This is a genomic window from Marinoscillum sp., assembly GCF_965229915.1.
GTDB lineage: Bacteria > Bacteroidota > Bacteroidia > Cytophagales > Cyclobacteriaceae > Marinoscillum.
Map to the genome: position 1 here is coordinate 2,532,129 of NZ_CBDDJZ010000001.1, position 25,771 is coordinate 2,557,899.

Annotated in this window: 23 protein-coding genes; 7 read left to right on the forward strand and 16 right to left on the reverse strand. The window is 36.5% G+C overall.

Annotated features, from left to right (window positions below):
- Positions 1-4,719, reverse strand: a complete 4,719-nt coding sequence (avs2, locus tag ACO067_RS10965) for an AVAST type 2 anti-phage system protein Avs2 (RefSeq protein WP_421873977.1) — start codon at positions 4,717-4,719, stop codon at positions 1-3.
- A gap of 206 nt (positions 4,720-4,925) precedes the next feature.
- On the opposite strand from avs2, the gene ACO067_RS10970 reads away from it, so the two are divergent.
- Positions 4,926-7,244, forward strand: coding sequence for an AAA family ATPase (locus ACO067_RS10970; RefSeq protein ID WP_421873978.1), 2,319 nt, complete (start codon positions 4,926-4,928; stop codon positions 7,242-7,244).
- Entirely contained in the window at positions 7,241-8,179 is a 939-nt protein-coding gene (locus ACO067_RS10975) for an HNH endonuclease (RefSeq protein ID WP_421873980.1), read from the forward strand. Before ACO067_RS10970 ends, ACO067_RS10975 begins: the two co-directional genes overlap by 4 nt.
- Before the next feature lie 5 nt (positions 8,180-8,184).
- On the opposite strand, the gene ACO067_RS10980 is transcribed toward ACO067_RS10975, so the two are convergent.
- Complete coding sequence (locus tag ACO067_RS10980; RefSeq protein ID WP_421873982.1) at positions 8,185-8,763, reverse strand: hypothetical protein; 579 nt, start codon at positions 8,761-8,763, stop codon at positions 8,185-8,187.
- A 22-nt stretch (positions 8,764-8,785) separates the two neighbouring features.
- Between ACO067_RS10980 and ACO067_RS10985 the strand changes: the two genes are divergently transcribed.
- Entirely contained in the window at positions 8,786-9,322 is a 537-nt protein-coding gene (locus ACO067_RS10985) for a hypothetical protein (protein WP_421873984.1), read from the forward strand.
- A 607-nt stretch (positions 9,323-9,929) separates the two neighbouring features.
- Here ACO067_RS10985 and ACO067_RS10990 read toward each other — a convergent pair.
- Entirely contained in the window at positions 9,930-10,751 is an 822-nt protein-coding gene (locus ACO067_RS10990) for a hypothetical protein (RefSeq protein ID WP_421873986.1), read from the reverse strand.
- Positions 10,752-11,000: 249 nt separating this feature from the next.
- Positions 11,001-11,474, reverse strand: coding sequence for a JAB domain-containing protein (locus ACO067_RS10995; RefSeq protein ID WP_421873988.1), 474 nt, complete (start codon positions 11,472-11,474; stop codon positions 11,001-11,003).
- Positions 11,475-11,725: 251 nt separating this feature from the next.
- Here ACO067_RS10995 and ACO067_RS11000 point away from each other — a divergent pair, with 251 nt between their 5' ends.
- The 4 genes from ACO067_RS11000 (at position 11,726) to ACO067_RS11015 (ending at position 15,687) form a co-directional block, all read left to right on the forward strand.
- Positions 11,726-12,778 (forward strand): tail fiber domain-containing protein, encoded by a 1,053-nt coding sequence (locus tag ACO067_RS11000; protein WP_421873990.1) that lies wholly within the window; start codon positions 11,726-11,728, stop codon positions 12,776-12,778.
- A gap of 1 nt (position 12,779) precedes the next feature.
- The gene (locus ACO067_RS11005) at positions 12,780-13,397 is read left to right on the forward strand and encodes a hypothetical protein (protein ID WP_421873992.1); all 618 of its coding nucleotides are present in this window, start codon (positions 12,780-12,782) and stop codon (positions 13,395-13,397) included.
- Between the two features lie 53 nt (positions 13,398-13,450).
- Positions 13,451-14,425: a M43 family zinc metalloprotease gene (locus tag ACO067_RS11010; protein ID WP_421873994.1), complete on the forward strand. Its 975-nt coding sequence runs from the start codon at positions 13,451-13,453 to the stop codon at positions 14,423-14,425.
- Between the two features lie 482 nt (positions 14,426-14,907).
- Positions 14,908-15,687 carry a metallophosphoesterase gene (locus ACO067_RS11015; protein WP_421873996.1) on the forward strand — a complete coding sequence of 260 codons (780 nt, stop codon included), beginning with the start codon at positions 14,908-14,910 and terminating at the stop codon, positions 15,685-15,687.
- Between the two features lie 593 nt (positions 15,688-16,280).
- Here ACO067_RS11015 and ACO067_RS11020 read toward each other — a convergent pair.
- From ACO067_RS11020 to ACO067_RS11075, 12 genes are all read right to left on the reverse strand, one after another.
- Complete coding sequence (locus tag ACO067_RS11020) at positions 16,281-16,883, reverse strand: hypothetical protein (protein ID WP_421873998.1); 603 nt, start codon at positions 16,881-16,883, stop codon at positions 16,281-16,283.
- A gap of 17 nt (positions 16,884-16,900) precedes the next feature.
- Positions 16,901-17,125, reverse strand: a complete 225-nt coding sequence (locus ACO067_RS11025; RefSeq protein ID WP_421874000.1) for a hypothetical protein — start codon at positions 17,123-17,125, stop codon at positions 16,901-16,903.
- Between the two features lie 13 nt (positions 17,126-17,138).
- Entirely contained in the window at positions 17,139-17,969 is an 831-nt protein-coding gene (locus ACO067_RS11030; protein ID WP_421874002.1) for a M48 family metalloprotease, read from the reverse strand.
- Positions 17,970-17,971: 2 nt separating this feature from the next.
- A complete protein-coding gene (locus ACO067_RS11035; RefSeq protein WP_421874004.1) occupies positions 17,972-19,267 on the reverse strand; it encodes a type IV secretory system conjugative DNA transfer family protein in 1,296 nt (431 codons plus the stop codon).
- Positions 19,264-19,836, reverse strand: coding sequence for a hypothetical protein (locus ACO067_RS11040; RefSeq protein ID WP_421874007.1), 573 nt, complete (start codon positions 19,834-19,836; stop codon positions 19,264-19,266). Before ACO067_RS11040 ends, ACO067_RS11035 begins: the two co-directional genes overlap by 4 nt.
- Positions 19,837-20,052: 216 nt before the next feature.
- On the reverse strand, positions 20,053-20,595 hold the full coding sequence (locus ACO067_RS11045; protein ID WP_421874009.1) for a hypothetical protein: 543 nt from the start codon (positions 20,593-20,595) through the stop codon (positions 20,053-20,055).
- Positions 20,596-20,602: 7 nt separating this feature from the next.
- Complete coding sequence (locus ACO067_RS11050; protein ID WP_421874011.1) at positions 20,603-21,292, reverse strand: hypothetical protein; 690 nt, start codon at positions 21,290-21,292, stop codon at positions 20,603-20,605.
- On the reverse strand, positions 21,289-21,570 hold the full coding sequence (locus ACO067_RS11055; protein ID WP_421874013.1) for a hypothetical protein: 282 nt from the start codon (positions 21,568-21,570) through the stop codon (positions 21,289-21,291). The genes ACO067_RS11050 and ACO067_RS11055 overlap by 4 nt, the downstream gene beginning before the upstream one ends.
- Complete coding sequence (locus ACO067_RS11060; RefSeq protein ID WP_421874015.1) at positions 21,567-22,601, reverse strand: hypothetical protein; 1,035 nt, start codon at positions 22,599-22,601, stop codon at positions 21,567-21,569. Before ACO067_RS11060 ends, ACO067_RS11055 begins: the two co-directional genes overlap by 4 nt.
- A 114-nt stretch (positions 22,602-22,715) precedes the next feature.
- Positions 22,716-23,012: a helix-turn-helix domain-containing protein gene (locus ACO067_RS11065; protein ID WP_421878298.1), complete on the reverse strand. Its 297-nt coding sequence runs from the start codon at positions 23,010-23,012 to the stop codon at positions 22,716-22,718.
- Between the two features lie 121 nt (positions 23,013-23,133).
- Positions 23,134-24,201: a hypothetical protein gene (locus ACO067_RS11070; RefSeq protein WP_421874018.1), complete on the reverse strand. Its 1,068-nt coding sequence runs from the start codon at positions 24,199-24,201 to the stop codon at positions 23,134-23,136.
- Positions 24,192-25,427 (reverse strand): tyrosine-type recombinase/integrase, encoded by a 1,236-nt coding sequence (locus tag ACO067_RS11075; protein ID WP_421874020.1) that lies wholly within the window; start codon positions 25,425-25,427, stop codon positions 24,192-24,194. Before ACO067_RS11075 ends, ACO067_RS11070 begins: the two co-directional genes overlap by 10 nt.
- Positions 25,428-25,771: the final 344 nt, after the last annotated feature.

The following is a 25,771-nucleotide window of genomic DNA, read 5'->3' on the forward strand; positions in this document are numbered from 1 at the left end:
TCAATCCCTTTTTGCTAGTCGAAGTGATCCCTTTAATCGTTTTCCTGAATAATTGTATATGCCATTAATTACTTTGAACTCACTTTTGTCTCTACCCTTTCGCTCAGATATAAAGTTTTTCTCTCCAAGAAGCGTCCATATGATCTTTAGATTTTTGCTTTTGAGATAGTTTAAAAAGGGCTGCTTTTTAATAAGTACTTGATTTCTGTTCGGATTCAAAACAACCAGCTCACCATTAGCATCGTGAAACTCTCCATCCCTTTGAGAATACTGAAGCCCCATTTCCTTAAAAATCATTTCGCAAGGCATGTCGTAAATAAAGTGGGTGCCTGATTTATCATCACTCATTTCACCCACAGCGTCAGAAGTAGTTACGATGACCTGATAGCCCGAATCATCTAGTTCTTGCCATTCTCCTTGGTTTGACTCCTTTGACACATCAGACCAATAGTTCTCTCTATTGCAAAGACCAGTGTTTGGGTGAGGGTTTTCAGGTAACCATCTTCCCCAAAAACTTTGTTCTTTCAGCCAAGTCAAAGTAACCTCTTCCTCTTCAGTGCTAACTAAATAAGCTTGGATCAGGTACCATATTTCCTTTCTGTCAGCCTCGTACTTATCCTTTCCTATCGGCTTTGGTTCTTCCCAATTGATGTTAGCCTTTAAGTATATCCACTCCTCACCAACTTCATCTTTTCTCTCAATTATTTGTCGTGGATCGGGGAGATCTTTATGACTTACAATCCATTCAGAAACAGGAATATGCCAATGCGAATACTTCCAATCCATCCACCAGTTATTCGATAATTCAATATTTCTATCTTCATCATTGGAATTCTTCCTTGTAATAAATGCTGGATCAATATCCCGTAAATAATTTTGCCAAGGCCCTTTATAGTATTGATATTTAGTTTTTTCTCCATATGGTTCCTTAAACTTATAATTGTCAGCCACCTTCGCCATTATCTCATGAAATGCTATCCATTGATATTTCTTACCAATTCGCTCAATGCTTGCCCCATCTGTTTCAGCACGCCTTTCGGCCATGCGATCATATTCGCCATGGAGCTCTAAATCGTATCCTAAATCGAACACTCGTTTGACTATCCATCTTTTTATAGGTGTACTATCTAATGAATCATGAAGATAATTATGGCTTTTCTGCTTGGAAAGGAAGTGACTTATGAGCTTCGTCTTGAAAAAATGATATTCATTTTCATCTAGGAGCCTTTTTAATTCCCCATCCACTGTTTCAGTACCTTCTTCAAAACTTTGTATCCATTCATTGTACTTGTCCAGAGTGAGTCTCCTAACTAGGTTTTCTTTGTTTTGAGAGTACATGCTTTTCAGTTCAATAAGTTGTTTATAAGCTCTTATCGCCTGTCTCGCATCTTTTCTTAAGTTTTTCAGAAAGTCTATATATGCCAGGTCAACTTTAAAACTTGAACGCTGAAAGCCTCTCAAAGCACTTGAGATCGTATATTTTCCGAAATCCCACTCGAGAACAGAAAACGAAATCTTGTTTTGCATTCTCCCATTTCCCTTTTCGAAATCGGGAGTATTATAATCAAGCTTATAGGTTTTGAGCTCATCTTCATCGGGAATTGACTCTGGCATATTACTCCCATACGGTGGCTGTATTCTGTTTATATCTCCGATCAGCTCAATACCTTGGTGAACTGCATATTCCACGGTATTCTTAGCGTAATCTCTGAGTAAAACATGCTCAGGGGGATTCTTCGAGAAAACACTCGTAAGAACATACTGAGCAATTTGCTTGAGGGACTCTGCTTTTGTGGTCCTTAATGCGCATCCATAGGCAACAGCATATAATCTTTCGAGTATGTATAGATCATCAATTCCTTCAAAGGCATTAAGGACTTTCAAGAGGGTTTTAGGTTGTTCCTGCAATAGGTTTACCAAGGCCTTAGTTGTCTGATCTCTAAGAGATCGTTTGGTCGATGATAGTACCCAAGCCAACGTCTGAGCTGTCAATCTTGCTGTTTCATCATCTGTTTTGTCCGAGATATGATCTTGCCAAGCCCAATCAATTAATCTACGTATAGGATGTGCATTGCCATAATCGTCAGATGAAGAAAAATAATGTAAGTGTAGTTGCCAAAAGGAATCTCTTTCCGGCATATTCATGCCCATCATTCCTCGATGGAATCGGTCGCTATTGAAAGGATGGTTGTTATAAGATGTTAATTCTATCAAACTGAAAAGCCAGGAATCTTCATTCAAGTAGAACAGATCGCTCTTAATCCAATTGTTCAGCTTATCCAAATCCATCGATGATGACTCTCGCCACCTTAGACTATCAACAAATAATCTACTAACAAGTTCTTTGTTTCCACTAAAGTCATTTTCTTCATTCTCATGAAAAACCCAATTGAATACCTCAAAAATCTCCAACTGATACTTTTCGGGTAATATAATGGCAATGGCCTCAAGGGTGCCTCTATGATAAAAAGATCCGTTTTCTATAAGTTTTCCTAGACGCTCTTCGTGGAGAAATGCCTTTTTGATTGCCTCTGAATTCTGATATGGCTCCAGAAGTTCTTTTGCGACTAAGAAATCCCCAAATCGTTCATAAGAAAAATAAATAAATTCTATTTTTCGATCGCAACTGTAATCGTCATATAGGTTTTGAATTAAAACACCTTCCAATATCAGATCATCTAATAGATTAGGGCAGTTCGCATATTTAGAGTCAAAGAACTCTACAGCCTCGCTCAGCTTGAAAACCGTTCTTCCCTTTTCATCGAAACAAGCTATCGCTAATTCGTGTATGGCTTGTTTAAGTATGTGATTTCTGCGAGCATATTCTTCCCTCTTGGAGATTAGTTTTTGGATAACTGCCTCTTCATAGAGATCGAAAATCTTTCCAATACCATTAAATCCTGATGGAAACTTTTTTTGACCAGCTTGTTTCAGGCCATCACATATTAGCAACAAAAAGAGTGGCCTTGTGAATTCTGGTGACAGGAGGGGGAAGTTCGGTTGCTCTAGATCATAGTGTTTACAAAACAAGCGTAGAGCTTCATACTCATTACCTTTAAAGCCTTGGTGTTCTATTTTCGCAATAGTTTCATCTGCATCAAGTTGACTTGGAATAATAGAGGAATAGTATGTGCTACGAACTGATACGGCAAGACCTATGTATGAAAATTCCGACACTTCTTTTACAAAACCAGAAAGCTCGTTGAACCACAGTCGCTTTCCGTCGCCTTCATTTAAAGCATCTATTAAGATTAAAGCTCGGCTACCAATTTGCTCGCCTATTGAATTCAGGGAAGATAAGAATTCTTCTTTGGTGCATGAAAGTCCCAATTGATCGAAAATGTTCTGCCACACACTTCTACCATTATGAAATAATTGACCAAGCAATAATATTGTAGGCTGCTCATTACGACCTCTTTCATGAGCGATATCCCCAAACAGATGAGATTTTCCTGATCCTGCTTCCCCTTGAACAATTAGGCAAGGGTGATTCGATAGCGAAATATTGATTTCATTAAGATTTGAGATAAAAGTATGATTGAATCTCTGGATTTGATTTAGCTTGTGAATTTCCTTTTCAAAAGGAGGGTTATAGCTGTAGTCTTGCTTTGATGGTCTATTTGTTTTTTCAATTTCCCTGCGCTGATCATAGAGTTCATAACTTTTTTCTCTTGCAGCTTTACTCAAAGCGTTTATCCTATCCTTATAATCTGAAATATCAATGGTTTTATCTGGACTCCAATCAATAGTAGGTAACCATTCAATCAAATCCTTTTTTAAAGACTCGTATCCTAACTCAATCTCTCTAATGGTTTCGTAATGCTTAGATGATGAGTAAAATCGAGCTGTTAACCACTCATCAAATAAGTGGGTAAGGCGAGATTTAAATATCCTGTCTTTTGTCAGATCATTGAATAGCAAAGCTATGGGCAATCTGAAATTTAATTTCGAATCAAATCTTGGACCCAGATTGGCAATAGCCGTTTTAAGGTGCTTACTAAAGAAAGAGGGCGTTAACTGATGCTTGCCCAAATAACTAAATGATAATTCTTCTAGGTAATTTCTTTTTATGATTTCATTGACTGTGTCCAAGTATTGACAATAGATAACCTTACCTTTCTCTTCCTCCCTATACCGGGTAAAGATTCCAAATAAGTAAACCTCATGATCTGATTTCAGAAACACCCCGCTTCCGGAGAAGCCTTTGACGGACCATTCTAAATAATCATCTTTTAGTTCAACCTGAAACCTATTGCTTTCGGTCATTTGTTGGAGCCAAGTGGGGTTAATGCACGCTAATTCCTTTCCTTGGGTAGCGTTGGGAAAGCCTTTAAGTGTAAATTCATTTAGATCCAACCGATCCCTAATAGCTCTAATTTTTGGAAGAGTTCCAGTTACAATCTCCACCATTTCCTTTTCAAAAACGAGAATAGCAATATCCTCATCTGCAGATGTTGAAACTAAAGAGTAATCTATCTCCTTTTCTAAGGAAATATATTTATTGGAGTTTGGGTCAAGGAAATCAACTAAAACTAGTTTTCTTGGGGATGTAAATGATTCTGAATTTTCAAATAAGTTATGAGCTGCTGTGAGAACATAGATTTTATTATATAGCTCAGAGCCATGATAGATAATCCCTGTTCCAATAGGAAGCTTACTCGAAATGGATTTAATTCTTACCGTAAGGGTGGATAATAATTGGTCGTTGGCGGCAGTCATATATTCCTTTTTTCAATTTCTTATTAACCCATCAGACTTTAGACGTGAATCAGGTAAATCAAATAAATTTTGGGTAATCCCACCAAGAACTCTGATTAAACTAGAAGTAGTGGATTTTTCTCCATGACAACCATTATCATTATTAGCGGAATGAGTTATGAATATAGTAAATTATCGCGTTGTATCAGTTCTAAAATTCAAATCAAGTGGAAGATCGAAAAGTCTATTTTGGAGGTTACCATTATGGTCATGACAGTTTACTAAATCGCTTTATTGAGAAGGGTATCTGGGAACAAGGTGGAGAGGAATCAGATGGAGTTTCTGCTGTACCAGTGGGATCCATTTTCTTTCTTAAAACCACTTCTACAAAGAAAAAAACCCTTTTCTTAACTGCTGCTGGACTTGTAACTGACAACCCACAAGATGGCTCAACTTTAATTATTAATTGGATTTACAAACCTCAAGACCTGGAAGAAGTAAGAATTCCGAATCTTGCTGCAAATTATCCTTCACGATTTGGTGAGTTTAACAAAGAACATCACTTATTAATCTCAGAGTTCTTTCAACCCTATCGATTTGAAAAATTGCTGAACCCAGAACCTACTTGGGAATTACTTTATTATTGGGTCAATGATGAAAGGACCGATTACGGGCCTGGCATTTGCTTATCCAATAGGTTCAATATTCAATTGTATTGGGAAAATGGAGAACCTCCTAGCTTATCCCTTACAAAAAACCATGACTATATCCCTAACTTCTTCGGTCACCAAGTTTCTAATCTCTCCGTAATAATTGGTGAAAATGGGGCTGGGAAAACTAATCTGACGTATTCAATTATTTCAAAATTAACAGGCTATAAGCACATTTATGGCTATGAGTATGTCTTGGTTTTTTACAATGGTGTTGATAAAATATCTATCCATGAAAGCCTTACCACTAATGGTGATGCCAAGGAATTAAGGGTTAAATCAAGCCTCCCTATTCGTTATGATGTTATAAAATCAGAAAATGGCAGAGGTTTTTATGGTCAACCACATGAAGTAGAACTGCTACCGGAGGACTCAGGACTTATCTACTTCAATCCTATCTACGATTTCCGTGACTACCCTTATCACTTCGATACTCGTAATTTCTCTGACGTATCATCCAATTACCTACTTTTCAATGACAATCAATACCGCAATACTGGAGATTATGACATGATGGCCTTACACAGATCACAGGATATTCACAGAAACATTAATCTTTTGAATCTTCTACAAGAGAGTTTGGCCGTTATTGACCAGATCAATATTCCTGATCGCCTCGAAATCGAAGTGTTAAAGACAAATAATATTGAAAAAAGTGATCTAGGATGGAAAGCAAGATCTTTGATGGAATTGATAAGAACATATGGCTCCTTGACAGCCGGAGGGGTTCATAATACTAATATTGATAAATCCAGAGATTCAGAAAGCAAATTGGAAATGGCTCTGAAGGAAAAAGCCATTACGTGGTTGCTAATTAATCTATTTGACCATTTTTTCTACTGCTATGCAGACATAAAGGATCTAGACGATGAGCTCTTAGGATTAACGTCTGAAGATTTTGTTCATTTTAGAGGGAATAATCTTAATGTGGAAAAATCTCTTGATTGGCCTACAATAGGTGTAGAACAGTACCGCGAAATCGTTTTGGATTTCTTCGACAGACAAAAGTTACTTCAAGACAAAGAACCCAATTTAATTATCAAAATTAGAAGGTTGATTGAAATTGTTATAGCACATGCAGTAGTAAAGGAAGAGAATGAAGCTACATTCATTTTACCAATTGAACAGGGTTATGAGTTCTTATCAATATGCGAAGAATATGCTTCAATTTTTCACAACAAATACCGAAAAAGCATAACACGCGTTCAATGGAGAAATATTAGTTCAGGAGAACTTAGCCTATTAAATCTATTTTCAAGAATCCATTTTGGAATAGAAAACCTTAATACCGAAAACAACCAATTTACAGTTCCTAAGTCCATATTTCTTATAGTTGACGAAGGCGATCATGGGCTACATCCCCAATGGCAGAAACAATTCTTAGATACTCTTCTTAGTTTCTTAAAAAGCTACGAGGACATTAAATTTCAAATTTTCATTGTTTCTCATTCTCCTATCATACTTTCTGATATTCCAAAATCACATGTGGTCTACTTACAAAAGAATACTGAATCCTTAAGTCAAATAAGATCAGACGAGCATTCGGAAACCTTCGGATCGAATATTCATACACTATTCCGAGACACTTTTTTTATTAGAGACGGCTTGATCGGTTCATTTGCCAAAAAGAAAATAGATGAGCTTTTTGAAAGGGTTAGCAAGGCAAAATCATTAGATGAGAACGAGATAGATCTACTATTGAAAGAGATAGAACTAATCGGTGAGCCAATACTTCGTAAAGCCCTCCAGGAAAAGCTCTATGAAAGTCGGGGTTATGATGAGTTAGAAGAATACTATGAAAATCAATTGAAACGGATTCGAAATATAAGGAGATGAGAAGACTGGAAGGAATAAATCAAACAACTGATGTTCTAGCTTATAAACATCGAAAATCGCTAAGTGATAATTCTGGAGGATTTCGATGCCCTAAAAAACAACTCGAAAAGTTCTTGAAAAAGAAGCATCAACGAAAATGGAAGACAGAGTTTATCACTAAAATTATTGCGGATTTTGAGAAAATCATCGTCGCAAAACCCATGGAACTTTTCCGTTTAGCTAAAAAGCTAGGACCTGTAACTAATGCTAATTTCTCAAAATTCATTAGACAAAATCTTAAATACGAAAAGTTTAGATCAAGTAAGTTAGCTCTAGATTTCATTGGTAACCTGGGTATCAAATCTTGCCCTTATTGTAATGCCCAGTATGTATTGTCATTAGATAAAGAAGGGAAAGCTCTATGCCAATTCGATCATGTAATATCGAAAGACTTATACCCCTATCTTTCAATTTCTTATTTCAACTTAGTTCCTTGTTGTGCTTCCTGCAATCACATGAAATCAAATACGGACGTATTAAATGAGGCTAGTTTTGTACACCCTTTCAACGATTCTTTTGCTGATAAAATCTTATTTAAGGCTTCTCCCAGTGCAATTAATAAGTTCTATACCAATGGTAGAACTGTAAGGGGGGATGTTAATATCATAATCGATAAACTGGACAATGTAGATTATCATTTAGATACTTTCAAGCTTCTAGAAGTCTACAATGAACACCATGATTATATAGATGAAATCTACCTTAAATCAATCATGTACAATTCATCACGTAGAAAAGAACTTACCAGGTTATATGTACACACAAAACAAATGACACAAGAAGAACTTGATAGGTTAATATATTCTACATATATGTCAAAAGAAGATATCAACAAAAGGCCTCTAGCCAAATTCCAACAGGACTTGATCGATCAATTTAATGGATTAAACTCTTGAAGCGATTACAATAAATAGTTCTCGTATATAAAGTATTTGGTAATAATCCGTTCATAGTAATGGTTAGGCCTTATTTTTTGAGATTCCTTATCAATCAAACTTCTAATTACCTGAATTAAATTACTCTGCGCTGCAGTAGATGGAGACTTTTGCCCGTTAATCAATTGTTCAATTTTTAATCGATACAAAGTCAAGAACTTTATTTCTTGTTTGGTGAAGAACTTATTATCAAGGACATTTAAATTTATTTTGAAATTATAATTCTTTTCTATTGGCTTAGTTTTCACCTTGTTTCCTAAGTAGTCTGAACCTAGATCAAAATACCAGTGGTACCTTCCATTCCGATCTATATCGTAATCAGCAAGGTTAGTAAGTAAGTCTCTGTTATTACTTTGTATTAAATCTTTCAAAAGACTAGTAACATGCTTATATCCTAGCTGCTTACATAGCACTTTAATCTTTTGCCTTTCCTCTATTTCTGTAGATCTAATTGGCCTTTGATAAGGTGGCGTATTATTTATTATCTCTTTTATGATTGAATTTAACTCTACCGCTATATTTGATTTATTTTCGTGTCTTCTCATAATCTCGTCAAAATTAGTAGTATTGAATTATTCAAGCATTCCTCATTACTATAATGGAATTCGTTTCGACTCACAACTGGAGTTAAAGTTTGCTCTACTCATTGAACATAATTTCGTTTATGCTGCCCATCCTAAAGAATTTTTCCAGAAAGATCTGGAGACAGGTAAAATCATTCTTACACCTGAGATTCATTCATATAAGCCTGACTTCTACATTCGTTCATTAAAAGACAACATTGCCTCATATATTGAAATTAAACCAAGTCCAAGATTTGAAAAATCTAAAGAATTGAGACTGAGTATAATGACTGAAAACCTAGCTCAATCCGATACCGATTTCAAGTGGATCTTTGAAGATCAAATCGTATTGCCTAATGATCAATACGAAAAATTAAAAATGTTAATTGCTAATCAGAGCTTAGAAAGAAAATTCTATAATCTGGCAAACAAGTTCTATCGTAACCTCTACAAGTATCCATTTAACCTAATAAAAGGTTGGTCTTTTCAGGAATACAAGAGCTTTTTACATGAGGGCACATATCCATTTAGAGAAGAGTAATATTTGATAGGCGTAGCAATTAAATGCGACTTAAGATCCTGCGAATCTGCAGTATTATTAAAATTGCAGCCCCCTTAACGTAAACATTCATCTGAAAAGGAGAAATGCCAAGTATCAAGGTGTTAGTTATAAACTATTGCGAGAATTTACTCCAAGTATCAGGTTCGAAACCTTTAACTTTGGTTAATCGTTTTAACGAACATAGTGCACTTTGCACGTACATTAGCAGAAAATAAAGATAGCATTTCCTAAAGGACTTGCTATTTTTTGCCCTTATTGCGAGCGGTAACCCTTGGGATTAATTGATTGCTTTGAATTTCGTGATAAGAGATTTAATTACTCTATAATACCGTCAATTGGGCGATAGTTAATGAACTGTAAATGATCCCTCGCAATTTAAAGAAGGCCTTCAAAAGCCTACGTTTAGTTGGTTCTAACTGACTCCTCGAGGGTAACTATTTTCTGCGACGTAAGATCTGCTGTTACTCTTCAATGATTAAATTCAGTATATTTCATTGACACTAAATAACTGATTAAAATGTTGTCTATGCCGATGATATGTAGATCTATTTAAATAGATGTAAGCCTCAAAATGTAAATTATAAATTTAAAAACTACTCCCATCGATTATTAACGGCTTATTAACTTCCCTTTGTCCGCTAAATATTGTTTTTAAAGAATTGAATAGAGTTTTCTGGAATGGATTGAGACTATTATCTAAAATTTTAGGAGCTTCTTTTAATACGCTGGAACTGAAAGCACCTCCAGTTCTCCAATCCATGCCCTTTGGTTGTCCCCAGCCCAACACATTATATCCAAATGGAGCGTTTTCAATATCATCGTATATTGATCCCAAACTTCTGACAATTGCGTCATTGAAATCTGCGTTATGTGGAGCTCCCCAACTTATAGATTGTCCTGGTTCAACAGCTCTAGGTTTTCTTATAATCGCATGTGTAAGATAAGTTCTTGTAAAACCCATTTCTACAGTTTTTGAGGTCTGCTTTCGACCAAAACCTGTAGAAAATGCTTTCAGAGTATTTATACTTTCTATTTTTCGAATTTTCACTTGAAACCCAATTGCACTATTAGTATCGATAGCTCCATCTCCTTTCAAGAAATTTCCAGCAATAATGTCTAGGTCACCTGGTTTGCTATGAGGCCATTCTGGAATAAGATCTTTGGTTTTAATTTCTATTCCAATCCAACAGTTTGGATATTCAATGCCAACGGATCTAAAAAACTGATAACAAAGCGTGGAATTGGTTAAGAGCTTTCTTACAATATCTAATTCACCAAACGAAAACAATATTTCGTTTTCTTCACTATTAGAACTATCCTCACCAAAAGTGAATTTATATTCAGTCTTTCCCGGTTCAAGTTCAAATCGTTGATAAATCGTAACCGGTTCTATTTGGATTTTAGCCATAAATTCAGTCTGTAAATATCTTAGAACTACTTAGTTGAAGTTACTAAATATGCAGGGATTTCCATTTATGAACAGCTCCATTATAAACCTAAGAATAGCTTTAGCTGAACAATTATGAAATAAAAGTTTCTTTCAACAGATATTAAGAAATGAATGAGATTACTCATTAGAATAATGAGTTATGGAGCCGCAAAGTTCTGCTAAACTCAACGATAGTAGAGGTGTGAAATATTAACGCTTTTGAGAGCATTAGATCATGCACTCATCAGAAAAGGAAAAATACTTACCTCTCTCTTCTGTAACAATGATATGGTCTAGGAGTGATATTTCCATCACTTCACAAGCAGCCTTTACCTTTTTGGTTACATTCAGGTCAGCTTGTGACGCCTTGAGATTTCCTGACGGATGATTGTGGGCAATGATAATTGATGACGCATTTGACATTAAAGCATGCTGCATAATGACCTTCACATCAACCACAGTTGATGATATACCTCCTATGCTAATTAAGGCATATGACAATGGTTTGTTGCCACGATCTAAGTTAAGAGAAATGAAGGCCTCCCGGTAATTGAGAGCCACCGGCCAGATTGAACATAGTAATTCAGCAACGTCCCTTGAAGAGTGGATTTTGATCTGTTCGAAATGGGCATCTGGTTCTTTCACTATTTGAATTTCCTGGATTGATTTTTTGAATGGTTGGATAATTTGTTCTTGTGACATTGGTATATGCATTAAGTGAAACATGATTTATGCCTCACCTACATCAAGAACTCAATGACCAAAAGGAAGCGCAATAAACAAGTATAGGCCAAAGGGAAGGCTTTATGGCGAACCTTTTCAGTGGCATTTAGGGATGGGAGTACTTTGAGGGCTTGATGTTAGCTTTGTATTGAATTAATTTTTCATTGGGATATTTGTGTTTTTATCTATTTGTTGCGTTATTCAATATCTTAATAACTTTTATTCGCCTAATGAAAACTATAAGTACCACATTTCTATTGTTGCTTTCTGGAATTGTCTTTGCTCAATTAAAGTACTCTGGATCTAGTTTGGGTATAGGGACATCTAGCCCAAGTTCTAGATTAAACGTTCATGGATCTTCTGCAAATCTTGAAATTAGTAACCCTACTGAAAGTGAATCAGGAATACTATTTTATGATCACGGATACGAGAGTTCTCAATATGCCAAAATTCTGTTTGATTGTGCAGGGTCTAATGCTCTAAACTTTTATTTCAAAAGTACAACTCCGTCACTATCACTTAGCGGCAGTACCGTTACAGTAAAAAATCATTCTTTCTCAACAACTGCTTTAACACTTAGTGGAAATCTTTACACCTCTGTTGGAAACGCTCAGCTTGGCTCTAATAGTACTCCATGGTATCAGGGAAGAATTAGGTATTTATATCGTGACTATGAATATTCACTTTCAGATAAATCGGTCAAAAAAGAAATCAAACCAATTGAACATGGAATAGGTATCATAAACAAACTAAATCCGGTCTCATACTTTATGCGCGATACCTCTAATACAAAAAAACAGTATGGATTTATTGCTCAAGAAGTTAATGAGGTTTTGCCCGAACTTACTTCATATGATGAAGAAATGGATCTAATGTATCTCAATTATGAGGGAATTATTCCGATTCTGGTTCATGCATTACAAATGCAACAGAAACATATTGATAAACTTGACAGCATCATTGCTTTTCGGGGACCAAAAAACGAGAAAAATACCGAAGATGTCTCTGAGCTCAATTCACCAACATCTAGGTTAGGTCAGAATCATCCTAACCCATTCAATAAATCAACAAAAATAGATTTGTACATTAAGCAAAAAGCAATATCTGCATATCTCTATATTTTCGATTTCAACGGAATACTAAAAAGATCATTTACCATTACTAATCGGGGAAATTCATCAGTTCTGATTGAAGCCAATCAGTTTAGTCCAGGTATTTACCATTATTCGTTGGTTGTTGATGGTAAAGAGGTTGATACAAAAAAAATGATTTTGACCAATTAGGATGATTTCAACTCATGATAAGATATTGATTATTATTTTATCTCTGGTTACAACTCTTGTAACGCTAGGAGGATGTAAAGAGGACATTTCAAGTCCTCGAGAAGCAGACACTACCGATATTGATAGCGTAGATTCTTCTTTGATAATTGATAGCACCTTGATTTATCCAAAATGCATACCTTCAGCTTCTAATGAATACAATACCTCTGCATGCTTAAATATATTTTTCGCTAAAGCTATTGATAATTCAGGAACGGGATACGTCGCTGTTGCAATTGATCCAGAAGATGTAACTATAGGAACAGAATGCCAACGGTTTGAATTACCAATGGATGGGATCGAAGTCTTGTATTTGAAATCCAAACAAAATCCGGACAGCGTTTATTTCAATTTTTGTTCAGATGCATGTTGCGCCCCCAATTATGCAGAGCCGATCAAATATGATCTTTTGAAAGGATCGCTTGAGGTATCAAGTGATCTAGAGAAAGTAACGTCTGAAATGGGTGAATTCCATATTTCAGCAAGACTTGATACACTACATTTTTCCGATGGAACTGCTGATACAACTATTACTAACATTATTGTAAATGAAATTACTGTAGGATGGTGGCCAGGATAATTTTTCTTTTAATTCTTCTTCAATCTCAGTATATAACTCTAAAAGCTCAGCTTTTGGAGTTAGAAATGTGTAACGATTTTTTCACTGAAAACGATATTAACAATCTTCCAACTGCACCACCAGGTGGTATTCAACTTCCTCCCGGTGGCGGGACTCTTGAATTTCAGGTCAATCACCATGTTTTTTACGATGCCTCTGGTGATCCAAACTCAATTGATATGGACGAGGAAATTATAGCGCGATTAATGGATGACCTTAATGAAGAATTTACTGCAATTTCTGTTGAGTTCCGATTGGGCTGTATTTATTATCATAATAGTAACACATACAACAACTCATTAATCAATAATCTTTTAGCCGAAGCTCATGGAATTTATGGTATTCCTGGGTCGTTTAATGTATACTATTCTAATTCAGGAGCGTGTGGTCAAGCGTACATCGGAGAACGATCATTTGCCTACAGTGGCATATCAATAACCGATATTTGTGTTCAAACTGAAAGTAAAACTTTCGTTCACGAATTCGGTCATAGGTTTGGTCTACTACATACACATGAGGGTAATTACTCATTAAGTTGCACTCAAGGCAATGAATTAGTCGATGGAAGTAACTGTCTTACAAAAGGCGATAGAATATGTGACACACCAGCTGATCCAAATTTGCAAGGGAGAATGTCAGGTTGCTCCTATACCGGGACTTGCACAGATTCGAATGGTGATACATACAATCCTCTAACGAATAATTACATGAGCTATGGAACAAGGGAATGCTCAACAAGCTTTACAAGTGATCAATATGCCATAATGAGTGTATTAGCAAATGGTTCGAACTTCAGTCAGTTTCTGATTTCAGAGAGCAACCTTGGAACAAAGACTTACAGCTCCAATAATCAGATAAGTAATCAAGCGGTTACCTATAGTAATTTGACCATAACAAGTGGAGCTAATCTAACCATAGATGCATGCGAAATGACCATTGAGAATTCGCTTACAATAAACCCGGGATCACAGTTAACCATTGATAATTAGACCGTAAGATGCAGCCCCAATCATATTCAACCTTCTAAAGCACTATGGACTTGAATCATACACTCCCGAGAGAATTTCCTTGTTGGCATTCCTGTAGAGTTTTCAGGCTGATTTTCTTTGGGACATAAAACATGAAGGATATCTACCGTCTTTTAACACCATACCAAATCTGCCTGTAACATCAACATTTCTAAATCATTTAGAATAAGGCTGGTTTGCGCTGATCACTCGAAGCAAAGTATTCCTAGAACAAATTCGTCAGTGTCCAGATTATACCAATGTTAGCTTTGCATAGATCAAGATTCGCTGAGTTTGGCTTGAAATTAGCTCTAGCTAGCTGAGGTGGTGTTCAGCTTGGCTGAAGTAATTAAACCCATTTTAAATCTTGGCTCAAGTTCAACGTAAACTGGCTGATGATCCGCAACATTTGACAAGTTGATTTACGATATTTGAACAACTACCCGATTTTAAATTCTCGACTATTGACTATACAGTACGCTTCAGACCTTCACCTTGAATTTCCTGCCAATCAACAATATCTCCTTAAGAATCCCATTGAGCCTATCGCAAAGGTTTTGTTACTCGCTGGAGATTCGATATTACTAAATGATACAGTGAATAGCTCTAAGGTCTTGGATCTATTATCTGAAGGTTTTGAGAAGGTCTACATGATTCCTGGTAATCATGAATTCTACGGAAAGCATTTCCCAATTGCTGCAGCACTACCTTCATTCAGGAAACAGGTCCGAGAGAACATGCATTATGTTAATAATGAAACGATTATAATTGGTGATGTGAGGATTCTATTCACAACATTGTTCTCACAAATTCCTGATAGTGAATCAAGCAATATCAAAAAGTCAATTCAGGACTTTCATAGAACCAGGTACCACGAAGACTCTATGCTTTCTCTTTCAATAGATGAATTTAACCACTGCCATAAAGTTTGCCTGGGTTATTTGTTACTTGAATTAGAAAGACCATTTTATGGCAAGACTGTAGTGGTAAGTCACTTCCCACCATTCACTAAAAAATGGATCAAGGACTATCCTGAATTTCCTATGGATCTCTCTCCATATTTTCATGCAGATCTAGAATGGGTCTGTAAAGAGCATGCGATTGATCATTGGATATCCGGCCACACACATATAAACTTTGAGTCATTTAAAATTGGTAATACCTGGATGCATAGTAACATGCTCGGCTATGTGGAGCACGATGACTATAATCAATTTAACAAGAGAGCCATTCTAGATATTTGAATCACTCCTGTCTCAGTTTCTTTGATCTATCAGTTCAATTTATGTGTATCAAAGGGCTTGGATTGGATCGCATCAAAAAAGACCTTACCATTATTCTCTTCCTTTGACATCATGATAAATTACCGAATGTATGTTGTCATTGGTGACTTGCAAGTACAAAGGGGTGTAAATTGACTTGTTAGTTCTTCTTGGATCAAGATTAACTGGATTCCGCTAACATATGGCTCACGGCCGGCTGCTTCTAGCAAAAGATTGGCTCAATTGTAGCTCAACCAAAAAGAAATTTGGCTGCTGCAGATATATGGTTTGTTCAGAATAACTGAAGCACTTGAATACTAAGTAAAAATTTGCAAGTAGAAGGAGTTATTTTCTATAGAGATAATGTAATGCAATCGTTTATCGATCAGAATCAATAATTGAGGATGAACTTTTAAGTCCTCGAATGTAATTTCTCCAGTATGCCTGATTTCATACAATTCAAACCTTAGTTCTTTCAGTATGAGATGGCTGCTTAAAGTGTATTTCATAAGGCTTAAAATTGAAAGAGGGATACTCTGAACCCTCTCTCTGTGTTTACCTATAGACAAGAAGTTTCAATTCACCTCAGGCTGTTTACTATCTATGAATGCTTCAATTAATTTCTCCATATTATACTGGATGTCGATATGCATTGGGGTTATAGTTCTATGTTGTTTGAACACCAATCCATCAAATGGATCAAACTTAAAAAAGTGCATGTTAAAGTTTAATTTCTCAAACAAGTAACGCATAACACTAAGCGTATCAATATTGAAATTGTAAGTTTGCCCTACTACGTGGGTGTGAAACCTTATGTTGCCGTTATCACAGAACAGCTTTATCATATCGTTGGTTTGAAGATATCGTTCGATAAAATGTAGATATCGCAATACCTGTCCAGCAACATTCAAATTCAATTCATTACGCTTTAGCTCTACAATATGAATATCAAAGTACTTATTATTATCACCGGTTGTGTGGTGATAACAGAGTAAATCGATGTAGCCAGCATCACCTGCATTAAACTCTGATGAAATGGATACTTCACCGTGGATCTCTTCATTTTGACCAAGTGCGTATTCCAGAATACGGTCTTGTAATAAAGTAATGCCATCTTCATTTGTTTCTAATAGTGATTGATGCAGATCCTTTTCCTTTTTAAAATAAATATTCGACATGATCATTGTTGGTTTAGTTATTCAACATAAGTACTCATCAAGTACATTTTGGTATCCTCCAATGCCATCTCCCTCACCTGAGGATAGTTCCAGCTTGGATAGCTAACGGTAATTCTAGTTTCAGCCTTCTCGAAAACCTGAAGGGCTTCAGCATAAATTTCCATGTAGTCAATTTCATTTTGGTCGATTTTCAGATCCTGTATCAACCCAAAAATGATCGGATTTAATTCATGATTACTCATACTCTTGTATTGATTAGTTAAAGACAGATTCTAATTTTAAAATTCTCTTGGGGGAAGAGGGGTGTGTATCTAGTACCCCTTCAATCCAACTCTTCTTGGTTTCTCGTTGACTCATTTTATGAAGAAATGACATTAAGCCATCTTTAAAACCGTGAGTTGCAGAAAACCAATCTGCTCTATACTCCTCGTATCTTGAGATACTCAACACTATCAGGTTAATCAAGAATGTAATAAGCTGAAGAGGAAGTAACACTAGCAAAAAGGGTAATCCAATGATCATCAATGGAGGAAAACCTTTACAAAAGCCCACAATAGAGTCAAGAATTTTAATTAGGAAAATCATTGGTATTTGAAGTGTCGATCTCACACTTGAGAAATAAGAATCCCGGTATTTCATATGTGCATATTCATGTGCAATGACTCCCCTTAATTCATCAGCTGAAGTAGATTGAATCAATGCTGAATGGAATACCATATAGTGTCCAATCACAAAAGCATTAGCTTCCATATTTTCATCGATCACACTTAGATAAATTCCTTTTAGATAATCCACCTCTTGAGCCACTTCCTCAATGGCTGGCAGGAGTAATTCTCGTTCACTTTCCAAAAGCCTTCTACCTCCATAAAAGCGAATAACAATGGGTGTAAACATGACTGACAACAGTGAAAGCACTACCCAAACAACAGATATTACTCCCCAGGTAACAAAGACATACAGCATTGTCACGTCAATAAAGAATCCTACAGCCAATAGGGCTACAAATGAAAAAAAGAATAATGGAAGCGCCGTTTGGAAAATCGTGCATAGCACAAATACGATAGCTCGTTTAATTAATGTTATCATGATTATAAATAGTTGATTTGAACTTTCTTTATTCTTGACTTATCCTTTTGGCAAATGAAGCATTCGCCCACCTTCAAGCTTTTTAAATCATCAGGATGAACATGGAATTCTCTGGTGTTTCTGGCCGACCCTACATTCAAAGATTGTCCCTCTTTAAGCTGCTGAGTTATTTGAATACTTTGCCTGGTTCCGAAGTACTTACTCACACTTTCAGCGGTATTATTGCTGTGTACCCGGTGACATATCAATAGATTGGCATTGTTTAAAATTTGGTCTGACCATTCCTTGAGATCCTCTAGTGATTGAGTTCCTACAATGGTGTGAGCACCAAATTCTCTTCCCTGGTTAATGAGGTTCAAAACCTGACCACCAGCAAACACACTGAATTCATCGAATATCAAGAGAACAGGCTTCCTGACACGCTCAATGGTAGATTTGATATCATTGATCACCACCTTCCCAATGAAAGAAGCAAACTCCGGAAATTTTAGTGCTGGCAATTTGAAGTAAACAGATTCATTCCGGCTGATAATGTCCTCTAGCACAATAACATTGGAGTCATGTTTGGTGATGTAATCTCCAAAGTCGCTATGAATCACCATTGAAAGATGATTATAGATGCCCTTCAGCTCACTGGACTTGATTGAGTCTGTTAGGTTAACAATATGTTCCACAAGGGAACTTCTAGAATTCCTCGCTTCTTTAATAAGGTTGCTGGGATTGAGCAGATTCAATAGAGTCTCCAAAGTAAACTTTTGGTCTTTCTCCTTGAGTAATTTGAGTGTAATCTGGAGATAGTCACTAGCAAGCGTTTTGTAGTAGTCACTTTCCCACTGGTCTTTTATACAAATGATTCGATCTTTAATTTCGCTAGGAGAGCCTTTCAGAAAATCATACGACGAGTGATCTAAACAATTGAAGCCATGTATTTTCCCATTAGATTCAGTATGTAAGAATTCAATTAAATCATCTGAAGACTTACCATCCACATAGATTATTGGAAAGCCAAGATTCTTAAATGCCTTATAGAAATTTTTTATAGTTACAGTTTTACCTGCTCCTGTTGTCCCTAGCAGTAGACAAAACTTACTAATGTCCTTAGTTTCCAGTCGAAAATCAGATTTAAAAGACTTACCGATTAAAAACTCAGCCTCTCTATCTTTTGTCAGATGTGTATCCTTGTTCTGTTGAACTCTTACTGAATTGGAAGAACTTTTGGCCCATCTGATCAACAAATAGGCCATGAAAACAAAAACTGATCCTACCAATACATAGAGCTTATAGTCTTCCCAATTCATATCAATTCTCTAGTTTCAATAAAGTCTATGCCGTCAAAACAGCTATTCAAATAATCCATCAATTCCCGAGGAACGAAATAAACCACCTTGTCTATCTCCATATTCTTCAAATAGAAATTTCGAATATTCTCCATTCTATTTTTTGACTTCCTGCTCAACTCTATCTCCAGTGAAATTCTTTCCTTCCCATGCCTCAAAATCATATCTGGATAGTGATCCCAATCACAATTTTTTCTTATTTCTCTCTCAGTCATAAAGGACTCTACCCGATCATTTCCACACATTCCTAGAAACACATCCACAACTGATAAATCATGTTTCAATGTCGCTATATGTAGCTCTCTCAACTTCTCATTTTCAGTAAACTTTGCTCCATCTGTAGTACATGTAAAGACCCCACACTCATTATGAAAAACTCTTGTATGATCCACCATACCTATCTTCTTCAGTCGACTCATTACCTGGTAAGCCCTCACCTGACTCAATCCAAAATATTTACTGATTTGATCAATATTCACTCTTCCAAATCGATTGATAAACTCAAGTATTTCTGTATCTCTTCTGGTCATTTCTTCACTAAATATTTTCCAATTACATAGTTATCATCACGCGTTATTCACTCCTCCATCCACCCCACCCGTGACCCCTTGCTCTGACGTAGTGAGTGAGGGGTCACGGGTGAAGGGTGGTTTAATTAAAGCCGAAAACGCGTGATGGACCATGTATTGAGGTATTATTGAATACTGACATATATAATTCGTCTTAACAGTGTTTTATTGGGTGTATTACTGGGTAAGAGTCCTTCCAAATAGGACCATCCTTCCACAAAATCCATGGACTATCACTTCGTATTGTATATAATCCAGGTTACTCGTTAAGCCATCAGTTGGAATTCTAATAACTGGATTCTCCGGACAAATAGTTTGACAACCTACTCTATCTGGTAAAGCTGGAAATTGATTTGTTTGGCAGTCAAAAGGTGATCCGTCCTGATATGAGCATTTAGACCAGTCATTAATCTTGACTCTGAGTTCCCAGGTCACAGTCATCCAAAATGGAACTTGATCCATAATTACATAGTCCGCATCCTCGCGAAAAACAACATCTAAATTCTCAACTCCTATTTTCAAATAGTTGCATGATCTACCTGTGTTTCTCCAGTAATCTCTAGGCGCATTTAGCGTATCAAACGCCATTTGGCAATGAGTTGAGGACTCATAAAAACAATCTCCAACTTGTGGATCTTTATGCTTAAGAACTGGAAGTTCTTCCTCAGAACAACCAAACATTAGGAGACTAAGAATCGACAGACTAATTAGATTTCTCATAGAGATATTATTTTGATTTAGGTGTGATACTTTTTATTAATTCAGGCGATGAGGAACATGATCTGAGGTGTCCATTCCTTTGATTTGAGTTTTCAAATTCTTGACCACAACGTGGGCATACCTTTGGGTCATCTCTGGCAATAAGTTGGCTCAATTTGGCAACATAGTCGCTTAGACTCTGCTCCACCTGGCTCAGCTCTTGCTTTCCTTCGCTCAGCTGAGCATTCAATTGCTCAATGTTCGCATGTACCTTACCTAGTTCGGCTCGTTCATTCCATCTGGATATAAATAAGTGATTGTAGGCAAAATCGAAGATTGCAAAGAACACTGAGATTGTGGCTTTAAAGGCGTAAGACAGAATGGGGAATCTTATTTCTTTCCCCGGAACAATTTTGGGATTCCACACCTCCCAGAAGTAGGCATTAATAAATAAAGTAAAAATGAACATTACCCATTTTATCCACTCTCCTGAATCATCCTTAGATATTTTAAATCGGTCAAGATGAGAGCTAAAAACTAGCAGTGAAAAAACAACCACAACAGATACCAACCCAGAGGCTAGAGTTCTAACATTTTCATCAAGCGGTAGGTAATTATAAAAAAGGAACTGTACCTCAAAATACCTATAACCCACAAATATGATCAACCCTAAAACTACCGAATCAAAGCCCGTTAGAAACTGTGCAACTCTTTTCATAGATCAGAAATTTCAAGTCCATTTTTAAATCGCATCATCTCTTGACCGGTCTTATTGTTGTAGATAATAGCAATCTCATACATGGAGGATAGACGATCTGATTTAGCCAAACCTACAAGCTTCTCCATACCGTATGTTATATCCTGATTTCTCAAAGATTTAGATGTCTCAAAACTGTAATAGATCATTTCTCCATAGCCATTTACTAACCGTTTCCACTTAACCCACATTCTGGTCTGAGCTTGTCTTTTCATCTTTTCTGTGAACTGGATACTCATGGTTTCAGATATTTCGGGTAGGAGTACACAAACCATTTATTGAGGCGTTCATTCTCGAATGAGCCAATCTGTGAGCCATGTTTAACAATCATTCTCGAAAGGCCATTACCCAAAGTGGCTTGAGAGGATTGTTTCACTTCCTTTTCTAGAGATAGACGGGTTCGTCGCATCTGAATATTGATCTTCTTCTGATTGTCCCAGGCTTCAATTCGAATAAACCTGAACCCCTTTCTCTCATAAGAGAAGAAATGATAAGGATCTGGGGGAGTCACCTCAGGATGTTTTTCAAACCAAGTTGCAGCGTAGCTCAGATAATTCATCTGCCGGAAATAGACATCCCAAAGGCTTTTTTGTGACTGGGCCATTTTGATAGTCAGTAAATCCTCAATCAGCTCGAGGATGACGGATTCCCGCTTGTTTGAAAACGACCGGTCCCAATAAATTTTGCGCTTGGCAAATGTCCAAAAGTCTTTAGCGTGATCAGAAATAGAGCCCGTTCCCGGACGCTTGACGTACGGAACGTCATTTGTGTCTCGGGAAACACGGTGCTCCTCAATGTTCTTGGAAGAGTTCTTGGTTGTGTTATCAACACCTGTCAATTTATTTTTTACAAGATCAGGTTCAAGAACTAAAGGATGATCTTTTTTCCGATCAGGGTCAAAAGAGAATAATATTACCTCCGGATTAATATATACTTTCAACCCTCGGCCAGTCATTTCAGTAGTTAATACAATACCTACATCTATTAATCTCATTAATTGATTTCTTATGCTCCGAGGTGTACAATCACAAAGCCGAGCCAAAGAAGTACAGTTAGATGAAGTGTAGAATCCTAATGCTCGATCCTGGTAACTAGACTGGTTCCAGTTTTCAATCACAAAATTCAATAGATATCTGGCTAGCAGTTGATGAGATCCTCTCAACATCCCTGGAGAGATTCTCTCTTCTTTGAATTTTTTCAATGACTTAAAGGCATCCCGTTTAGGTATGTTGTAATCCAACACCCATTCAGGCATCTGTGAATTGTTCATAGTGATATTTTGATTTACTATCCACTATGGCTACCTTAGTCGTGCAAGAACATTGAGGAGCACATAGCGTGTTCTTTAAAAGGAAGCAACCCAAATAAATTGAGTTGCTTTTTTTTATGATCTTGCTGCTTGTAAAAGGTGCGGGTTTTTTTGCACTACTTTTCTCAGCTGCGACTTATAATATCTGATTCGAGAACTCCCTTCTATTTGTTGATAAGGAACTTTGCCGTCTTTCTTCCATTTGATAATGGTAGTTTGACTTACACCCAGAAATTCAGCGGCTTCTTTTTGGTTGAGAGTCTCATCTTCTTCATTCAGTTCTTTTGGAATCAAGTTTTGCTCTTGTAAAACCTCCTTTAAGAATTGTTTAAACTCACTCAAGCTTAAGCTAATTGTAACTGCTCTTTCCATATCCAATTAAATCAATATTTATTGGCTAAAGTCAGCTTCAACTTTGTTCTTTAAAACGATTCTTCAAAAACGCCCAGGAAAAAATTAAGATCGGCTTTAATTTAAATTAGATGGCACTAATTCAGGATGCCAAAATTTGACAAACGCCCATGAATTCAGATTCTGTTATCTCCTTAAACTTCATTCTCGTACTTGGTTTAAGCGAATTTTCAATTGAACGCTTGCTTAAACCATCAATTGCAAATACTCGACTGACCATATTAGCAATATCAACGACTCTTCCAGATATCACCTGATCATTATGCCAATATCTAAGGGCACATTTGAGATCATTCGCAAAATTGTTTGAGACAATCTTGAACCTGGGTATTTCAAGTGGATATTTCGATAAATACTTGCTTGGCATATCGAATAAGAGTCTAACTAATGAGTTTATATCACTTTTCTCAATGTATATCATTTCGATTTTGCTCATATACTCTATGAAACGACTAATAACTGATGGTTTTCCACAATAGACGGCTGATCTTGAATGATTAAACAGATCAGGAAAAGTTTTATCCCATTCATACTGATCATAATAGAGGCTGAGGTATAACGCATTTTTAGTATAGAAACGGCGACATACAGAAATATCCCCTTTCCAATTTCCTGATGAACTAAGCTGAGGGATAAAATCAAATGTGGCAACTCGCACACCCAGCAGCTTCGAAAGCTTTTCATAGTCTATCTTATTGATATATTCCTCTAGTATCGATAGTGCGAAAACTGACCTCTCTCTCAAATCATTTGACCGGAAAATATCATCATTTCTTTGGATAGTTTTGAGAAATATTTTTGGGTAATTAGACATTTGAAAGCTAATTCCAAGTTTTAGTAATGCATGTGCTTCAAATTTGCTAGCCAATCTAATAGCTAGTGACTGACTCATTGAATAATAGTCCAGGTGCCTATTAATATTATCAACTCCAATTCTTGATACTTGAATCTCATGAATTACCTGGCATAAGTAACTTCCATATAAAAATTCAAATTTGTAGTTTTCAAATCCAGAAGGAGTTAAACACTTTAGAATTCGATGTAATAAATGAAGCTGATTAATTCTATCCTCAGATAGTTGATCAAGAGATCGTTTTCCTCCTTCTTTCAATGCTAACTCTAAAAAATTATTACTTGGTGTCAACCCCATGCTTTTGCCATTTCACTTTTTCTATAACTATCAGCCACTTTCACATACCTTCTAAACGACTCCTGTTTCTTGTGGCCTGTAATCTCCTTAACCACTGTCTCATGCATTCCTAGAATCAAGGAATTAGTCACAAAAGTCTTTCTGGCCGTATGGCTTGTAATCAGCTCGTATTTTGGCTTTGTTTCTTGTGTTCTGACTCCCCCAGAATCATTATAAACAGTAATTGGTTTATTGATGCCGACTTCCTGACAACACTCTTTGATGTAATTATTGAATTTCTGAGCAGAAATCTTTGGAAGAGGATCCCATATGGTTTGTTTATACTTATTCAAGATTTGTTTGCTGAATCGATTGAGTGGAATTGTAACATTGACTTCATTGGTTTTATGTATCCGCTTCAGAATATGATCTTTATAAACCTCTGAAGGTTTCAAGTTAATAACATCAGAGAATCGAAGGCCAGTAGAACAGGCAAAACAATATATATCTCTAACGTGGGATAATCTTTTAGATTCAAACGGATAATCAAACAGTATCTGAAATTCTTCCATAGTCAAGTAGATAATTTCCTTCTCCGACTCCTTTGCTTTAAATTTTTTGTAATTGACATTTGAATGGTATCCTCTGTCACTGGACCACTGCATAAATGCTTTTAATACCTGAATGATCTTCTTGAAGTAATTGATGCTCCACTTCTTTTCCTGGAAACTATAGCTCCGGAGTAATTCAAAAAACTCCTGGTCGATTTCCTCAAAGTCTATCGTAATCAACTTGTCATTCTGATAAGTCTCCAGGAGGCTTCTTACTGTTTGAATTCCTTTGATCGTTCGCTCCTTCTTGTAAGACTTACTAACCTCAATGAACTCATCAAACGTTTGGAAAAATGACTTTCTATCTACCTCGATCAAATTCGGGTTGTCTATTCTTTTCAGGATAAACTCCTTCGATAGCTTTGACCCAAACTTCAGTATATGCCGATTGATCTTATGAACAGATTCTCGGATATTCTCCAGACGTTCATTAAATTCTTCATGGCCATTGTAATCTTCGGAAGATCCAGATCTCTTTACAACTTCCTTGGCAGTATTCCAGTGACCGGGTTTTACTCGTACCTGCTTCACTGCTTTCCGGATTCTTTGACCGTTGAAAGTAATGAGCATATAGATCGGAGCATATCCGGACTGAGAAATTTTTTGACTATTTATGTAAAAGCTCAGATTAATCATAGGTGGAAAGATTGGTGGCAAAGAATAAATAAAAGTTCATTTAACATCATTTAAGCGGATTAAATCAAAAGACATAATTTGAATTTAAGATAAAAAAAATGAACAAAATGCAATGCCAGAAACGGCTATGTCCCGCCCGAGGTACAGAAAGGTGATTCAGCAACGGATCACCTTTTTTCGTTTTAACAGAATTTAAGCACGACCGTAAAAGGTCGTCGGGTTCAAGGCGCACGGCTAGTGGCCCGCCCGAGGTACTTGAAAAGCAACTCACTATTGGGTTGCTTTTTTTGTTTCCCCCACATTAAACCTTCGTTATCCTTCTTTTAAATCTGCTATTCTCTACT

Excerpts from the sequence above, each read along its gene's own strand:
- ACO067_RS11035 (WP_421874004.1), bottom strand. The coding sequence starts at position 19,267 with ATGAATTGGGAAGACTATAAGCTCTATGTATTGGTAGGATCAGTTTTT.
- ACO067_RS10980 (WP_421873982.1), bottom strand. The coding sequence starts at position 8,763 with ATGAGAAGACACGAAAATAAATCAAATATAGCGGTAGAGTTAAATTCA.
- ACO067_RS11025 (WP_421874000.1), bottom strand. The coding sequence starts at position 17,125 with ATGAGTAATCATGAATTAAATCCGATCATTTTTGGGTTGATACAGGAT.
- ACO067_RS11040 (WP_421874007.1), bottom strand. The coding sequence starts at position 19,836 with ATGACCAGAAGAGATACAGAAATACTTGAGTTTATCAATCGATTTGGA.
- avs2 (WP_421873977.1), bottom strand. The coding sequence starts at position 4,719 with ATGACTGCCGCCAACGACCAATTATTATCCACCCTTACGGTAAGAATT.
- ACO067_RS10990 (WP_421873986.1), bottom strand. The coding sequence starts at position 10,751 with ATGGCTAAAATCCAAATAGAACCGGTTACGATTTATCAACGATTTGAA.
- ACO067_RS11000 (WP_421873990.1), top strand. The coding sequence starts at position 11,726 with ATGAAAACTATAAGTACCACATTTCTATTGTTGCTTTCTGGAATTGTC.
- ACO067_RS11065 (WP_421878298.1), bottom strand. The coding sequence starts at position 23,012 with ATGGAAAGAGCAGTTACAATTAGCTTAAGCTTGAGTGAGTTTAAACAA.
- ACO067_RS11075 (WP_421874020.1), bottom strand. The coding sequence starts at position 25,427 with ATGATTAATCTGAGCTTTTACATAAATAGTCAAAAAATTTCTCAGTCC.
- ACO067_RS11045 (WP_421874009.1), bottom strand. The coding sequence starts at position 20,595 with ATGAGAAATCTAATTAGTCTGTCGATTCTTAGTCTCCTAATGTTTGGT.
- ACO067_RS11060 (WP_421874015.1), bottom strand. The coding sequence starts at position 22,601 with ATGAACAATTCACAGATGCCTGAATGGGTGTTGGATTACAACATACCT.
- ACO067_RS10975 (WP_421873980.1), top strand. The coding sequence starts at position 7,241 with ATGAGAAGACTGGAAGGAATAAATCAAACAACTGATGTTCTAGCTTAT.
- ACO067_RS10995 (WP_421873988.1), bottom strand. The coding sequence starts at position 11,474 with ATGTCACAAGAACAAATTATCCAACCATTCAAAAAATCAATCCAGGAA.
- ACO067_RS11070 (WP_421874018.1), bottom strand. The coding sequence starts at position 24,201 with ATGGGGTTGACACCAAGTAATAATTTTTTAGAGTTAGCATTGAAAGAA.
- ACO067_RS11050 (WP_421874011.1), bottom strand. The coding sequence starts at position 21,292 with ATGAAAAGAGTTGCACAGTTTCTAACGGGCTTTGATTCGGTAGTTTTA.
- ACO067_RS11055 (WP_421874013.1), bottom strand. The coding sequence starts at position 21,570 with ATGAGTATCCAGTTCACAGAAAAGATGAAAAGACAAGCTCAGACCAGA.
- ACO067_RS11020 (WP_421873998.1), bottom strand. The coding sequence starts at position 16,883 with ATGTCGAATATTTATTTTAAAAAGGAAAAGGATCTGCATCAATCACTA.
- ACO067_RS11030 (WP_421874002.1), bottom strand. The coding sequence starts at position 17,969 with ATGATAACATTAATTAAACGAGCTATCGTATTTGTGCTATGCACGATT.
- ACO067_RS11005 (WP_421873992.1), top strand. The coding sequence starts at position 12,780 with ATGATTTCAACTCATGATAAGATATTGATTATTATTTTATCTCTGGTT.